We start from the raw sequence: 15,736 nt of genomic DNA, 5'->3' as shown, positions 1-15,736 counted from the left end.
AAGCACTGATGCAAAACCTTACCTTGCTCGACGGTCAAAAATTCCAGATCACCATTCAGCGCCTTTGCCATCAGTTAATTGAAAATCACGACCTTTTTGATAATTCCGTCATTATCGGCATCCAGCCGCGGGGTATCTTCCTGGCCAAGCGTATTATTGACGAGCTTCAAAAAAAGCTGCCTAAGGCTACCATTATAAACGGGAACCTTGATATAACTTTTTTCAGGGATGATTTCCGTCGCAAAGACGGATTGGTTCCCAGTCCGACGGAGATAGATTTCTTCATAGAAGGAAAAAAGGTAATACTGGTTGATGATGTGCTGTGGACTGGCAGGACCATCCGTGCCGCTATGGACGCCCTGCTTGCATTTGGCAGGCCTGCAAAAGTAGAATTGCTCACCCTGGTTGACCGGAGGTACTCAAGGCACCTTCCCATCGAAGCGGATTATATTGGTATCAAGGTAGATACGATCGACTCGCAAAAAGTTGTTGTAAGCTGGAAAGAAACGGATAAGGAAGACAAGGTAATCTTACTTTCAGAAAAATAATGACAGATAAGGCTCAAACATTAAGCACAAAACACCTTCTGGGTATAAAAGATCTCACTTTAGGGGATATTGAATTAATTTTTGAAACTGCTGATACATTTAAGGATGTTCTGAACCGTCCAATAAAAAAAGTACCCTCATTGCGGGATGTTACGATAGCAAACATTTTCTTCGAAAATTCAACCCGCACCCGGCTTTCCTTTGAGCTGGCTCAAAAAAGGTTGTCAGCAGATACAATAAATTTTGCGGCTTCCTCTTCTTCGGTCAGCAAAGGCGAGACCCTGATAGACACCGTGAACAACATCCTGTCTATGAAAGTGGATATGGTTGTTATGCGGCACCCTTATGCAGGCGCAGGAGTATTTTTAAGCAAGCATGTTAACGCACAAATCGTAAATGCAGGAGATGGTGCCCATGAGCATCCAACGCAAGCCCTGCTGGATGCGTTCTCTATCCGGGAAAAATTTGGAGAAGTTGGGGGGAAAAAAATTGCTATTATCGGCGATGTGCTGCATTCAAGGGTTGCACTTTCTAATATTCTTTGTCTTAAGAAATTGGGCGCCGAAGTGATGGTTTGCGGTCCGAGTACGCTCATTCCTAAATATATCCAGACACTTGGTGTAAAGGTAGAACACGATCTTCTAAAAGCGCTAAACTGGTGCGATGTTGCCAATATGCTTCGCATCCAGCTTGAACGGCAGGATATCAAATATTTTCCATCGCTAAGGGAGTATTCGATGATGTACGGCCTCAACAAAAAGATCCTGAATTCTCTCGACAAAGAAATTATAGTGATGCACCCCGGCCCCATTAACCGTGGTGTCGAAATCACCAGCGATGTAGCTGATTCTAAGCAGTCTATCATCCTGGACCAGGTTGAAAATGGGGTGGCTGTCCGCATGGCTGTATTATACCTGCTGGCCAGTCAGCGGAATTAATAGTCTTTACGTTAATACCATCTTGAGTTAATTCCCGTTTAATAGTCTGTTTTCAACAGATGTTAATTACTAATGTGAATTCACTAGGTAGGTTTGACTTAATTTAGCAATAACTATTTTGGTTACGTATGCTCAGAAAATACATATTTAAATCGCTCCTTTTCGTTTTTATCACGTCCCCCGTCTTCGCTCAGAACACAGCATGGTTTGAACTGAACCAGGCATATAAGAGCGGCATCGAACTTCTTGAAAAAGGAAAATTTGCTGCGGCCTCCGGTCAGTTTACCCGGGTTGAACAGGCCGGTCCAAAATCTTCCGCAGATCCGGGAAGCACGCCCGAAATCAGCCTTTTGAAAGAAAATGCCCAGTATTACCTGGCATTATGCGCCCTCGAACTGGGCAATGACGATGCTGAGGGCCTGTTCCTTAAGTTTATCGCAGACAACCCTGTCAACAATTATACAAAGCTGGCGTTTTACCAGGTTGGCCGTTCATATTTTGGACAGAAAAACTATCCAAAGGTGGTAGAATGGTTTAGCAAGCTCGATAGGAATAGTCTCGGCGGAAAGGAATCTGCAGAATACCGTTTTAAACTTGCCTATTCTTATTTTGAGCTTAAAGATTATAAAAATGCGGAACCCCTGTTTGCACAGTTAAAGGATGAGAAAAGCGTTTACAGCGAACAATCGGTCTACTACTATGCATATCTGAATTATCTGTCTAAGAACTATCGTGTTGCGCTGAAAGAATTTGAACGCCTGAAGGGTTCCAAAGCTTATGAGAACACCTATCCATATTACATTGCTGCATTGTATTTTCTCGACAAAAGGTATGATGATGTGCTCGCTTACGCTGTCCCTATACTAAAAAACACTAAACAGCAGTATGAGACAGAAATGTTCAGGATAGTTGGAGCTTCGTATTTTGCTAAATCGGATTATGTAAATGCGGGGAACTATTACCAGAGTTTTCAGCAGAAAGATCTTGGTAAAACACAGAATAACCAGGATAACTACCAGATCGGATATACCTGGTTTAAGTTAAAAGACTATAAAAAAGCGATCGTTGAATTAGAGAAACTGGAAGCCACAGATGAGTATTTTCAGAATGGCATGATCGCTTTGGGCGAATCCTTCCTTAAAACCAATAATAAGCAGGGGGCACGGGCCGCATTCTTTAAAGCATCCAGGCTTAATTTTGACAAAGAACTGCAGGAAGAGGGCTTGTTTAATTATGCAAAACTCTCCTACGAGCTTGAATTTCATCAGGTTGCCTTAGACGCTACCCAGCAATTTATTAAGACTTATCCCCGGTCACCAAAGCTGGATTCCGCAAAAACCCTGCTTGGCGAGATCTTGCTTTCAACTAAAAATTACAAAGACGCCATAGATATTTTGGAATCCATTCCGAATAAGAATAAAGAGGCGAAAGAAGTTTATCAGAAAGTAACCTACTATCGCGGCCTTGAATTCTATAATGAGCGTGCATTTCAAAACGCTATATCCGCGTTCATGCGTTCTAATGACAATGCAATGGACGCCGACATTCACTCTTTATCGACGTACTGGCTTGCAGAGGCAATGTATGAAGTGAGAAAATTCGGCGAATCTGTAGATAATTTCGAGAGATTCCTGGCCATGCCTGCGTCCAGGAAAACTGATCTCTACAATTTTGCGAATTATGCTTTGGGATATGCCGCATTCGAACATGAAGCCTATCGCAAATCAGTGACCTACTTTAGCCGCTTCCTCCAGGGGAACGAAAAAGACCGTAACACGATCAACGATGCTATACTAAGATTGGCAGATTCCTATTTCGTACTGAAAGATTATGGCGATGCGCTGACGTACTATGACCGCATTATTTCTATGGGCGCTGCACGTGAAGATTACGCCTTATTTCAGCGAGGCATGATCCAGGGTTTACAGGGCCAGAACGATACTAAGATCGAGACGCACAAGTCGCTTTTACAGCAATTTCCAAAATCAAATTATGCAGATGATGCTGGTTTTGAAATCGCTTATACCTATTTTATTAAGAACGAGTTCGACATCGCAAAGACAGACCTGAGCGCGCTGATTGAGAAATATCCGCGTAGCAGCTATGTGCCGAGAGCTCTAATTACTATCGGGCTGGTGCAGTTGAACCAGGATCAGTCTGATGCGGCGATCGAAACATTTAAGCGGGTGGTTGCTGAATATGCAACTACCGACGAAGCGAAACTTGCTTTGGAGTCCATCAAAAACATTTACCTGGAAAAATCCGACGCAGCCGGCTACCTGGCCTATGCAAATACAACAAGCATTGGGAATCTAAGCACCTACGAGCAGGACAATATTACTTTCCAGGCAGCCAATAACCGTTTCATGAGAGGTGAATACCAGGCAGCTTTTGAAGCGATAAATGCTTATTTCGATAAGTTCCCTAATAAGCCTGTTCATGATAAGCATGCAAAGTTCGTCAGAGCTGAAAGCCTGGTGAGGCTTGGCCGTCCGGATGAATCGATCCCTGATTATGAATATATCCTTAATGACTGGACAAGTGATTATACCGAGCGCGCCCTGATCAGCATATCTAAGATCTATCTTTCCCAGAAGAAGTATAATGAAGCGATCGTCCATCTGAAAAAGCTTGAACTTACCTCAGAATACCGTGCTCATTACGGGTATGCTATAAATAATCTCATGGAAGCCTATGCGAATTTGAATCTTCCTGATGAAACAATACAGTATGCCGAGTTCATCCGCGAATATGACAAATCCTCGCAGGAAGAAAAATACCGTGCCGACCTGTATACTGGTAAGGCAAACCTTATCATCGGAGATAAGGCAGAAGCCTTAAAATTCTTCCAGTTGGTTGCAGATAAGACACAGACGGTGACTGGCGCAGAAGCCAAGTATAATGTGGCGAATCTGCAATATGAAAAAGGCGAATACAAAACGTCGCTGGCAACTGCTTTTGAATTGACTAATAAAATGCCATCCCATGATTACTGGGTGGCGAAAACATATATCCTCATTGCAGATAATTATGTTGGCCTTAAAGACAACTTCCAGGCAAAGAGCACACTGCAAAGCATCATTGAGAATTATGAAAGCGACGATGATGATATCCTGGCTACCGCGAAAGAAAAACTGGCTGCAATAAAATAAATAGCATTAAGATGAAGATCCCATTTTTTAGACATACGTTATTGTTAGGATGTTTGAGTATCAGCTTACCCTTGTTAGCCCAGGATAAACCTCAGCCTCCACAGCCGACAGGCACCCTTACGGAAGAGATCGAAGTTGTACGGCCTTACAAGCCGGTGCTTTCGGATGCCGTAAAAATTCGCCGCAATCCGAACCTCGATAATGAGCAGACATTCAAACCTGTGCTTACTTACTCCATCGTAGACAAAAAGCTGGAGCTGAATTCAAATATTAAAGAATTAGAGGCTCAGAGAATGGCTGGCGAACAGGAAACCGTACTGAGTAATAATTATGTTAAGGGTGCGGCAGGTAACTTCGGTACTGTTCTCGGCGAAGCCTATTTCAATACTGGCCGCGATCAGGCATTGCAGGCAGGTGCATTCGTTAAACATTTGTCGCAACAGGGCGACCTTGATAAGCAACAGTTCTCCAATCAGCAGCTCGGCATATTCGGAAGATCTATTGCAGATGCTTATTCCGTTTCAGGAAAGCTGATGTACGACAGGAGGTCTACATTTTTCTATGGCTTCAATCCTGTAGCCGCCGCTCCTGTAAGTATGGATAAGCAGCGGTTCGGAACACTCAGCGGCCAGGTGGAACTGATGAATAACTCCTCTGAGTCGTCTACGCTTGATTACGCTTTGAGTCTGAATGCATACCAGTTCAACAATATTAATGACGGCAGAGAGGGTACAGCTATCTTAGCTGGCTCTGTAAATAAAGCAATGAGTGCGTTTAATGTGGGGCTTAATGCCTCAGCTGATTTTACTGCCGTGAAAGATGCCGCATATAAGATGGGGAATAGCTTCCTTAGAGCAAATCCTTATGTTAAATTACAGGGAAAAGGATTTATATTGAATATCGGTGTTAATGTCGTGCAAGAATTTGGCGATAACAGCCGGACAAACATCTTCCCGGCTGTCTCTGCCGAAATGCCTATTGTTACCGATTATGCAATTCTCTTTGGCGGTGTTAACGGCGATGTTCTTAAAACTTCGCTGAGAGACCTTTCTTTGGAGAATCCATATCTCAACACTAATATAGACATCCGGAACTCTGTGGAGAAGATGAATATTTATGCCGGAATAAAAGGTAATGCCGGGGCAGAATTTGGCTATAAAGTCACTGGTTTTTATAAGACTGTTGATGATCTTTTATTGTTTGTTAATAATCCCCTTCAGGTTAACCGGTTTGATGTTTTATATGATACCGGCAGTAACAAGATTTTCGGATTGGACGGACAACTTAATGTTAAAGCATCGGATGTACTGAATATAAGCGGTAAGGCCGAGATATACAGCTATGAGCTGGAGTCGGAAAAAGAGGCCTGGTTTAAGCCTTCATTACGTCTAACGTCTAACGCCAAGCTTACGCTAAATGACAAAATCGCTCTCGATGGCGAGCTGCTGTTCCAGAGCGAAACTTTTGCGAAGACTATAAGCCCGGGAGTTCCGGCTACAGAATCGTCGGTGAAGATCAAAAGCTTTATGGATGTAAGCGCCGGGGCGGAATATAGGGTTAACAACAAGATCGGGGTGTTTCTCCGGGCCAATAATTTATTAGGAACGTCTTACCAGAAATATCTTTATTATTCAAGACTTGGGTTGAATTTATTCGGCGGGTTGAATTACTCATTCTAGTGCTTTTTTTGGCTGCTTGAGAATTAAAAATTAACTTTACCGCTCATGGATATTGGCTTTTATATTGCGGATTTATTGCGGAATCAGGATGAAGTGAGCCTTCCCGGTTTAGGAACTTTTACCAAGGAGCGGGTTGCCGGATCTTATGACAGTTCAAGCAATACTTTCAGGCCTCCATCCTACCAGGTATCATTTGACAACAGGTCGAATGATTTTTCCACCCTATCCGAATATATCAGTACTAAAAAGAACCTATCCCGTTCGTCAGCCGAATACTTCGTAAAGAAATTTACCACCACGATTTCCGAACTTCTGCAAACCTCAGGCACCGCCGAAGTCAAACCACTGGGTATCATCCGCCAGAACAATGATGTTATAATTTTTGAAGCCTCACAGGCATTGGAAGTTTCTGGTAAGTACTACGGGTTAAAGCCTGTTTTAGAGCGTACTCATACGTTCGAACCTCAGGTTGCTGAAGCACAGATCCCCCTAAACGAAGCCGTTGGTAATTCAATCAGTACGGAGAAAGGAAGTTTTATAGAGGATTTCATCACGGGGCAAGGCAGCGAAACCCAGGAAGAGGAAGAAGAAGAATATTTTGAGGAGACGCGAGGCAATAAAACACCGCTGATAATCCTGGTTACACTTTTGCTGGGACTTGTTACGATTGTATTACTCTATCTGTTTAACCCGGCTACAAAGAACATAATAGATGGTATGTTTTTAGGTCCGGCCCCGGCCGCTTCGGCCGCATCCGCGCCTGATAGTCTTATAAGCACAGCAAGCCCTGTACCACCTGATTCAGGTAGCAGACAGCAAACGGCGATCGATACACCTGCAAATGATGCTGTATCAACACCCCCGGAAAATAAAAACACACCTGTTGAAGTTATAACATACGAGATCGTGGGAGCCACCTTTGGTAAAAGAAGCGAAGCGGAAAGTTATATCAAGACGATGAAAAGTAAAGGGATAGAGGCTAGAATTCTTGAGAATATGCCGGGAACGCTTTTTAAAGTGAGCATAGGGTCTTTCCCGGATTCAAAAACCGCCCAGGACGCACTGAACAGAATAGTAAAAGAGGTTGAAAAATCCGCGTGGACAACAAAATATAAATCAACGAAAACCCAATAAACAATGTTTTTACTACAAATAGATACGCTTACACCTATTGCTGATACCGCCGCTTCGGCCGCTGCCGCAGTTCAAACTATGCCAACAGCAGAAGAATTGAGATTCATTGACCTGCTTTTCAAAGGCGGCTGGGTTATGATTCCTCTGGCTATCCTCGCTTTCATAGCTCTCGTGATCTTTGTCGAGCGTTATATTACCATCCGGAAAGCATCCAAAGATGAAATGAATCTAATGATGCAGGTGAAACAAAGTATACAGTCGGCCAGGCTTGAATCGGCCATGGCACTTTGCCGTAACAGCAACACTCCCCTCGGCAGGATGCTTGAAAAAGGCCTGATAAGAATTGGCCGGCCTATAAAGGATATTGAAGGCGCAATAGAGAACGTAGGTAAGCTGGAAGTTTCGAAACTTGAGAAAAATATCAGTATTCTTGGAATTATTGCCGGAATTGCGCCGATGCTGGGCTTCGTAGGGACCATTATCGGTGTGATCACCATTTTCCATGAGGTGTCGGTAAAAGGTATCATCGAGATAGGTACTATATCAGGCGGCTTATATACCAAGATGATCACCTCTGCTACGGGTCTTATCATTGGTATTATAGCTTACGTGCTTTATCACATATTAAATATTATGGTAGACAGGATCATCCTGAAAATGGAAACTGACGCTATAGAGTTTATTGATCTGTTAGAAGAACCAGGGAAATGAATTTCAAGAAACGAAAACGCGGCGCTGTAGAAGTCCACACCTCGGCATTGAACGACATCATGTTTTTCTTGCTGCTGTTCTTTCTGTTAGCATCTGCTGTAGCTAATCCTAACGTTGTAAAGCTCTTTTTACCGCGGTCCAGTTCAGGACAGTCAATTCCGCAGAAAACAATTAATGTGTCGATCACTAAGGACCTTGAATATTTTGTCGAGAAACAGCCGGTTGCATTGGCAGATCTTTATAAAAGCATAGAAGTTTACCAGCGTGCATCACCTGATCTGACAATAATTCTTTATGCAGATCGTACTATAGCTATTGAGAATGTAGTTGAACTTACGGATATTGCTAACCAGTTAAAGGTGAAGCTGGTCCTGGCTACTGAAACAAAGAAATAAATGCAATACCAAAGACAGGAAGAAAATAACTACCCAAAAGCATTCGCTATCTCCTCGGGGATAATGGGTTTCCTGGTGCTTATAAGTTTTTTTATTATTGCCAGCAGGGTCGAGCCGGAAGATATAGGCACAGGAGGAATTATCGTAAATTACGGTACCGCAGAAATCGGTATGGGGGACGATTATATGAGTATAGAAGAACCCTCCGCAGCACCTGATGCTAACAATACGCCGCCTGATAAGGTGATAACCGACAACCAGGAAATTTCAGACCCTGTGTCTGAGGTCACCGACAAATCAATTGCAACTCAGAACACGGAGGACGCTCCGGAAATAGTGACCAAGGAAAAGACTACTGCAAAATCACCATCAGTAAGCCTGCCCGCTAAGGAAAACAAGCCTACCGTTAACCAGAATGCACTCTACAAGGGAAAAAAGAATGACGGGAAAGGACGTGGCGATGGAACCGGCGACGTAGCCGGCAACCAGGGAAGTAAGGACGGCGATCCGCTTTCTCCTGACTACGGTGATGGAGGCTCGGGGTTCGGTAACGTGGCCCTGGACTTAAAAAGCAGGAAATTCACGAACTTAACCGTTCCCAAGGACGACGGGCAAAAGTATGGCCGCGTAGCAGTTAGGATATTCGTTAATAAAAACGGCGTCGTGGTCGACGCAATACCCGGAGTAAAGGGCACAACACTTTCTGACAAAGCAATTTGGGAAAAATGCCGCCAGGCCGTGATGGGAGCTTCTCTGAATAAACTTGAATCTGCGCCTGAAACTCAAATTGGGGTAGTGATGTTTAACTTCAAGGTAAAATAAGCTGCGCTCCCGCGAGGGAGATTATCATGGCTCCGCACCACTCTGATCCTTCATCCACTGATCCGCCGGCTCCGTCTTATAAGGAAACTCTGGATTATTTATATGCCCGCCTGCCCATGTTTACACGGGTAGGTGCAGCTGCCCTAAAAGCAGACCTGACCAATACCCTTGAACTTTGTGCACGAATAGGTAACCCTCAGCACGGATTTAAAAGCATTCATATAGCCGGAACAAATGGTAAGGGTTCGACATCTCACATGCTCGCGGCAATACTACAAACTGCAGGGTATAAAACCGGCCTGTATACCTCGCCTCACCTGAAGGACTTCCGTGAACGTATACGGATCGATGGAGAAATGATACCGGAGCAGGAAGTTGTCAGGTTCGTTAATAGTCAGCGGTCGAACATCGAAGAAATTGATCCCTCCTTCTTCGAAGTAACTGTTGCGATGGCATTTCGTTATTTTGCTCAGCAAAAAGTCGATATCGCAGTTATTGAGGTGGGATTAGGCGGCCGGCTCGACTCAACCAATATTATCAAACCGCTTATCTCCGTGATCACAAATATCGGCTTTGACCATGTGAATATTCTGGGTGATACACTGCCGCAGATAGCCGCAGAAAAAGCAGGGATCATAAAGCCCGGGATCCCGGTGGTGATCGGTGAGAAACATCCTGAAACGATTCAAACCTTCATTCAAAAAGCTGCACAAACGAAGTCTCATATAACATTCGCCTCTGATCACTGGCTTATTAACAGATCCGGTTCTCAAACTGATAATCGTTTCCTGAAGCTGGATGTTGCTAATAAGCTCCCGGCTAAGCCTGCCTATGGGAAGCTTGAATTGGACCTGACAGGATCCTATCAACTTAAGAATCTTGCTACTGTACTGAGTGCTGTGGATGAGTTAAAAAAGGCGGGGTTCATCATTTCAAAGGAGCAGGTCAAAACAGCCTTAAGACAGGTTAAACAGCTTACAGGATTACAGGGCCGCTGGCAGCTCCTTAAACGAACTCCATTGATTATATGCGATACCGGCCATAACGAGGATGGGATTCGCGAGGTCTTGAAGAACATTGCCCTGCAAAGTTTTGATAAGCTGCACATGGTGATCGGCATGGTAAAGGATAAAGATATCGCGAAGATCCTTGCCCTGCTTCCGCGAGAGGCCACCTACTATTTTTGCAGTCCAGATATGCCGAGAGCAAAGCCTGCCCATGAGCTCAAAGAAGAAGCGCATCGGTTCGGGCTTACCGGAGATAACTATGAAAGTGTTAGCCTGGCACTGGAGGCCGCTACGAAAAATGCTTCCCCGAATGACTTCATATTTGTTGGCGGGAGTACGTTCGTAGTAGCGGAGATCGTGTAGGGCCGGAGCTAATTTCCAACGTTTCATCGCGGTTATGGAATTCCCGGCTTTTTATCATCAATCAAGTATTAAACCTAATAACTGAACTGATGATAAATTTTAACCAAAATTTATACACGACCCAGTGGCTGGATCTTGTATTTCAAAACCGTAACAAGTCTTATGGTGCCTATGAATTACGCAAGCACAATAACGAAACAACGGCAAAGGCTTTTGCATATGCCTCAATTTTGTTCGCTGGTTTGATTGTTTTCGCATGGATCTACGGCCAGATCGGTCAGACCATCCCGCCCGTGCCTACCGCGCAAACACCTGATCCGGTAGAAGTAAGCCTGGCCAAAATACAGGAAGAAAAACCTTTAATTCCTCCGCCAGCACAAGCCGCACGGCAAAAGCCTCTGCAGAGTATTCAGTATACGACGATGGTAGTCGCTCCTCCGGCTGCCGATAATATCGAACCGCCTTCCCGGTTGGACATCTCACAATCAGTCATAAGTACAATTACTGCAAGTGGTACTGATGCCACGGGAATCAATCACCTTGAACAACCGGCAGGCGTACCGGGGGGAACGGGAACGGCTGAGACCGTATCAGAAAATACTATATACAGTCTGGATGCCATTGAGAAGTATCCTGAATTCCCGGGCGGACAAGAGGCATTTGCTAAATACCTCAGCAGGCATTTGAGATATCCGGGAATGGCTGCCGAGCACGGTATCCAGGGAAAAGTGCTGGTTAGTTTTATCATTGAACGGAATGGTGAACTCTCACATATCAAGATACTCCGCAGTATAGGAGGAGGATGCGATGAAGAAGCTATGCGGGTTCTGGCAAAATCTCCAAAATGGGCACCGGGACTGCAGAATAATCAAAGCGTCAGAGTAGCTTATAATATTCCTATTAACTTTAAGCTGCCTGATTAAGACTGAAGTCTGAGGTCCTTAGACCTCAGACTTCTTATCAGTTGCCCTCCAAAGATAATATATCGGTACTCCGCTCAGCATTATTCCAAGCCCGACCCAAACAAACTCTTGCTTATAAAGGATTAACAAGGTGCAGAACGTAAGCCCCATAATGATGTATAAGGCAGGTAGATAGGGATATCCAAAAGCTTTATAAGGCCGGTCGGCATCAGGCAATTTAGACCTGAGGACATATATTCCGAAAATTGTAAGCATATAGAAGACTACCACAACAAATGATATCATGTCGAGCAGCTGACCATATCGACCGCTGAGACAGAGTACCGAGGCCATGATGCACTGTATCCAAAGCCCGAATTCGGGTACGGCATGCTTATTTAAGCTAGCTGTTTTCCTAAAAAACAGGCCATCGTTGGCCATGGTGTGATATACCCTCGCTCCGGCAAGTATGAGTCCGTTATTACAGCCAAAAGTAGAAACCATGATCATTAAAGCAATTATGATAGTACCGGCATTTCCAAATATTACCTGTGAAGCTGTAACAGCAACCCGGTCTTTATCAGCTGTAGCGATCTCTGTAAGCGGAAGAACAGCTACGTATACAAGATTTGCCAGAACATAAACTACGGTTACGATAAGGGTTCCCAAAAATAAGCTTAACCCAATATTTCTTTGGGGGTTTTTAATCTCCCCCGCGATGAACGTAACATTGTTCCAGGCATCGCTGCTAAAGATGGAGCCAACCATCGCGGCCGACACAGCGGCCAGTGCGGCAGCAGTGGTGTACGACTGCAAGGAGCCATCTACATTAAGCTTTTGCAAAGTCCAGGCATTGGTCCAGTTTGCATCCCACACATCCGGCTTTAACATAATAAATCCGAAAACGATCAGTCCAAACAAGCTCAGCAATTTTGTAAGCGTAAATGATGTTTGGATCATTTTACCACCCTTTACGCCTTTCGTGTTTATATAAGTAAGTAAGATTATAACACCTATTGCCAAAACCCGGGCAGGCGAAATAATGACTGAACCCATCTCAAACAAAACAATATCCTCACTAACCGATGGAATTAAATAGGCAGTAAACTTTGCAAAAGCAACCCCTACTGCGGCAATAGTGCCCGTTTGGATCACGGCGAAGAAACTCCAGCCATACAAAAAGCCGATAAGGGGATTATAAGCTTCTCTTAAATAGACATACTGGCCGCCTGCTTTTGGAAACATTGCGCTGAGCTCACCATAACTGATCGCTGCTATAAGTGTCATCAATCCGGTAATAAGCCACACAGCTATCAACCATCCGGCTGAGCCTACATTTCTGATGATATCAGCCGATACAATAAAAATTCCTGAGCCTATCATGCTACCTGCAACGATCAATGTCGCATCAAGCAGACTAAGCTCCCGTTTCATTTCAGTTGGTTCCAGAGTTCCCTTCATTTTTTAAAATTGGTTTAGGTATATAAGATTAAACTTACATTAAAAAATATCACCAAATCACTAAAATTATGAAAATGCAATTTTATTCACTCGCCTTCCAAAAAAAAGCTTAATTACTATAAATAAAAGTTTCACTTAACCATCTCATTACCAGCATGCAAGTCAAATATCCAAAAGAAATATCACTGAATACCATAACATTATAGTTCAACGTGTTTGAATAATAGAATAAGCCTGCTATTTTTGCGTCACTTAGAAAAAAGTAACAAACTTAAACAGAGATCTATACATGGAGTTTTTACAAGAAAATTTAATTTATTTAATACCGGTTTTAGGTGTAGTAGGAATTATTATCATGGCTATAAAATCTGCCTGGGTAAGCAAACAAGACCCGGGCGATGAAAATATGCAAAGGCTTTCCGGATACATTGCAGACGGTGCAATGGCTTTTTTGAAAGCTGAATGGAAGATATTAGGTTACTTCTCTGCAATTGCGGCTATCTTGCTGGCATACTCCGGTACTCTTGTTGAAACTTCAAGTTGGGTTATTGCTGTTTCATTTTTGATTGGTGCGTTTACATCAGCTTTGGCTGGTTATATCGGTATGAATATCGCCACCAAATCTAATGTTCGGACTACTCAGGCAGCAAGGACAAACTTAGCCAAAGCTTTACAGGTCTCCTTTACCGGAGGAAGTGTAATGGGTATAGGTGTTGCCGGACTTGCTGTTCTAGGACTGGGAAGCCTGTTTATTGTCTTTTATCAGATGTACGTAGTTAACGTAAACGGAAATGTTAACGGAATAGAAATGGTGAAGGCTCTGGAGGTTCTTGCGGGATTTTCACTCGGCGCTGAATCGATCGCATTGTTTGCGCGTGTAGGCGGTGGGATTTATACCAAAGCGGCTGACGTTGGTGCCGATCTTGTAGGTAAAGTTGAAGCTGGTATTCCGGAAGATGATGTTCGCAACCCGGCGACTATTGCCGATAACGTAGGGGATAACGTAGGAGATGTCGCTGGTATGGGCGCCGACCTGTTCGGATCTTATGTAGCGACGATCCTTGCTACGATGATACTTGGACGGGAAATAGTCTCAGTTGATAATTTCGGTGGCATCGCCCCTATCCTTTTACCCATGCTGATTGCGGGTATTGGCTTGATCCTTTCTATTGTAGCCTGTTCATTTGTCAAAATCAAAAAAGAAACAGACAGCGTCCAAAACGCACTGAACCTTGGAAACTGGTCTTCAATAATTCTGACTGCAATTGTATCTTTCTTTGCTGTTCAATGGATGTTGCCTGAAGAAATGATGATCCGTGGGTTCGAGTTCACAAAGATGGATGTATTTTATTCTATCGCTGTCGGATTGGTGGTGGGCGCTTTGATGAGTATAATTACAGAATACTATACCGCTATGGGTAAGCGGCCGGTTATGAGTATCATCAAGCAATCATCTACCGGCCACGCTACAAACATTATATCCGGCTTATCTGTCGGTATGGAATCAACAGTATTGCCGATCCTTGTTCTTGCCGGAGGTATTTACGGCTCGTTTTATTTCGCAGGTTTCTACGGGGTTGCTATTGCAGCGGCCGGAATGATGGCTACTACCGCTATGCAACTATCTATAGACGCATTCGGTCCTATTGCTGATAATGCAGGAGGTATTGCTGAAATGAGCGGTTTGCCGCCAGAAGTCAGGGAACGTACAGACAACCTTGACGCTGTGGGAAATACAACTGCAGCAACTGGTAAAGGATTTGCAATTGCTTCAGCTGCACTGACCTCGCTCGCACTTTTTGCGGCCTTCGTTGGCGTTGCAGGTATCAATGCAATCGATATTTATAAAGCCGATGTACTGGCGGGGCTTTTTGTTGGGGGAATGATTCCATTTATTTTTTCAGCACTTTGTATATCTGCAGTTGGACGTGCTGCCATGGATATGGTAAACGAAGTACGGCGCCAGTTCCACGAAATTCCTGGAATTATGGAATACAAAGCGAAACCGGAATACGAAAAATGTGTTGCTATTTCTACAGAAGCATCTATCCGTGAAATGATGCTGCCGGGCGCAATTGCTCTGATCGTTCCAATTATTATCGGTTTCACTTTTGGGCCCGAAGTATTAGGTGGCTTGCTTGCTGGTGTAACAGTATCTGGAGTACTAATGGGAATGTTCCAATCGAATGCCGGTGGTGCATGGGATAATGCTAAAAAATCCTTTGAGAAGGGTGTAGAGATCAACGGCGAGATGTTCTTCAAAAAATCAGAACCTCATAAAGCGTCCGTAACAGGCGATACAGTAGGAGATCCGTTTAAAGATACATCCGGTCCGTCAATGAATATCCTTATTAAATTAATGTCGATAGTTTCATTGATCATTGCACCACATATCTCAACCGGATCGGGGCATACAGGCGGCGAGATGGATGTTAAGAGAGATATCAAAACAATTACTGTTGACTCAGCGGGAACTCCCTTTGTGGATACCATCAGCAATAAAATAGATACTATTGCCAGATAATTCCGGTAATTATAAGATGAAAAGGGATCCTGACAGATCCCTTTTTTTATGGCTAAAAATCTTCTAAAACATCGCCCATCAGTGTCTTAGTATAAAATTC

At 43.8% G+C, this 15,736-nt stretch carries 12 protein-coding genes; 11 read left to right on the top strand and 1 reads right to left on the bottom strand.

All coding sequences use genetic code 11. The features are described from left to right. Window positions 1-8: 8 nt before the first annotated feature. The 10 genes from pyrR (at window position 9) to P2W76_RS09270 (ending at window position 11,672) form a co-directional block, all read left to right on the top strand. Window positions 9-548 (top strand): bifunctional pyr operon transcriptional regulator/uracil phosphoribosyltransferase PyrR, encoded by a 540-nt coding sequence (gene pyrR, locus P2W76_RS09315; protein WP_276347506.1) that lies wholly within the window; start codon window positions 9-11, stop codon window positions 546-548. Then, window positions 548-1,486 (top strand): aspartate carbamoyltransferase catalytic subunit, encoded by a 939-nt coding sequence (locus tag P2W76_RS09310; RefSeq protein WP_276347505.1) that lies wholly within the window; start codon window positions 548-550, stop codon window positions 1,484-1,486. Before pyrR ends, P2W76_RS09310 begins: the two co-directional genes overlap by 1 nt. A 128-nt stretch (window positions 1,487-1,614) precedes the next feature. Then, window positions 1,615-4,638 (top strand): tetratricopeptide repeat protein, encoded by a 3,024-nt coding sequence (locus tag P2W76_RS09305; RefSeq protein ID WP_276347503.1) that lies wholly within the window; start codon window positions 1,615-1,617, stop codon window positions 4,636-4,638. 11 nt (window positions 4,639-4,649) lie between these two features. Continuing rightward, a complete protein-coding gene (locus P2W76_RS09300) occupies window positions 4,650-6,317 on the top strand; it encodes a TonB-dependent receptor (RefSeq protein ID WP_276347501.1) in 1,668 nt (555 codons plus the stop codon). A 45-nt stretch (window positions 6,318-6,362) separates the two neighbouring features. Beyond that, window positions 6,363-7,451 carry an SPOR domain-containing protein gene (locus P2W76_RS09295; protein ID WP_276347499.1) on the top strand — a complete coding sequence of 363 codons (1,089 nt, stop codon included), beginning with the start codon at window positions 6,363-6,365 and terminating at the stop codon, window positions 7,449-7,451. A 3-nt stretch (window positions 7,452-7,454) separates the two neighbouring features. Continuing rightward, on the top strand, window positions 7,455-8,162 hold the full coding sequence (locus P2W76_RS09290) for a MotA/TolQ/ExbB proton channel family protein (protein ID WP_276347497.1): 708 nt from the start codon (window positions 7,455-7,457) through the stop codon (window positions 8,160-8,162). Further along, window positions 8,159-8,557, top strand: a complete 399-nt coding sequence (locus tag P2W76_RS09285) for a biopolymer transporter ExbD (protein ID WP_276347496.1) — start codon at window positions 8,159-8,161, stop codon at window positions 8,555-8,557. Before P2W76_RS09290 ends, P2W76_RS09285 begins: the two co-directional genes overlap by 4 nt. Then, window positions 8,558-9,379, top strand: a complete 822-nt coding sequence (locus P2W76_RS09280; RefSeq protein ID WP_276347495.1) for an energy transducer TonB — start codon at window positions 8,558-8,560, stop codon at window positions 9,377-9,379. It begins immediately after the preceding gene. A 26-nt stretch (window positions 9,380-9,405) separates the two neighbouring features. Further along, window positions 9,406-10,749: a folylpolyglutamate synthase/dihydrofolate synthase family protein gene (locus P2W76_RS09275; protein WP_276347494.1), complete on the top strand. Its 1,344-nt coding sequence runs from the start codon at window positions 9,406-9,408 to the stop codon at window positions 10,747-10,749. 89 nt (window positions 10,750-10,838) lie between these two features. Next, a complete protein-coding gene (locus tag P2W76_RS09270; protein WP_276347492.1) occupies window positions 10,839-11,672 on the top strand; it encodes an energy transducer TonB in 834 nt (277 codons plus the stop codon). A gap of 18 nt (window positions 11,673-11,690) precedes the next feature. Here the strand turns inward: P2W76_RS09270 and P2W76_RS09265 are convergent, their stop codons facing one another. Then, window positions 11,691-13,112: an amino acid permease gene (locus P2W76_RS09265; RefSeq protein ID WP_276347491.1), complete on the bottom strand. Its 1,422-nt coding sequence runs from the start codon at window positions 13,110-13,112 to the stop codon at window positions 11,691-11,693. A gap of 289 nt (window positions 13,113-13,401) precedes the next feature. On the opposite strand from P2W76_RS09265, the gene P2W76_RS09260 reads away from it, so the two are divergent. Next, window positions 13,402-15,636 carry a sodium-translocating pyrophosphatase gene (locus P2W76_RS09260; protein WP_276347489.1) on the top strand — a complete coding sequence of 745 codons (2,235 nt, stop codon included), beginning with the start codon at window positions 13,402-13,404 and terminating at the stop codon, window positions 15,634-15,636. Window positions 15,637-15,736 lie beyond the last annotated feature (100 nt).

Source organism: Daejeonella sp. JGW-45, from assembly GCF_029360805.1.
GTDB lineage: Bacteria > Bacteroidota > Bacteroidia > Sphingobacteriales > Sphingobacteriaceae > Daejeonella.
This window is presented reverse-complemented; position numbering and strand designations above follow the sequence as displayed.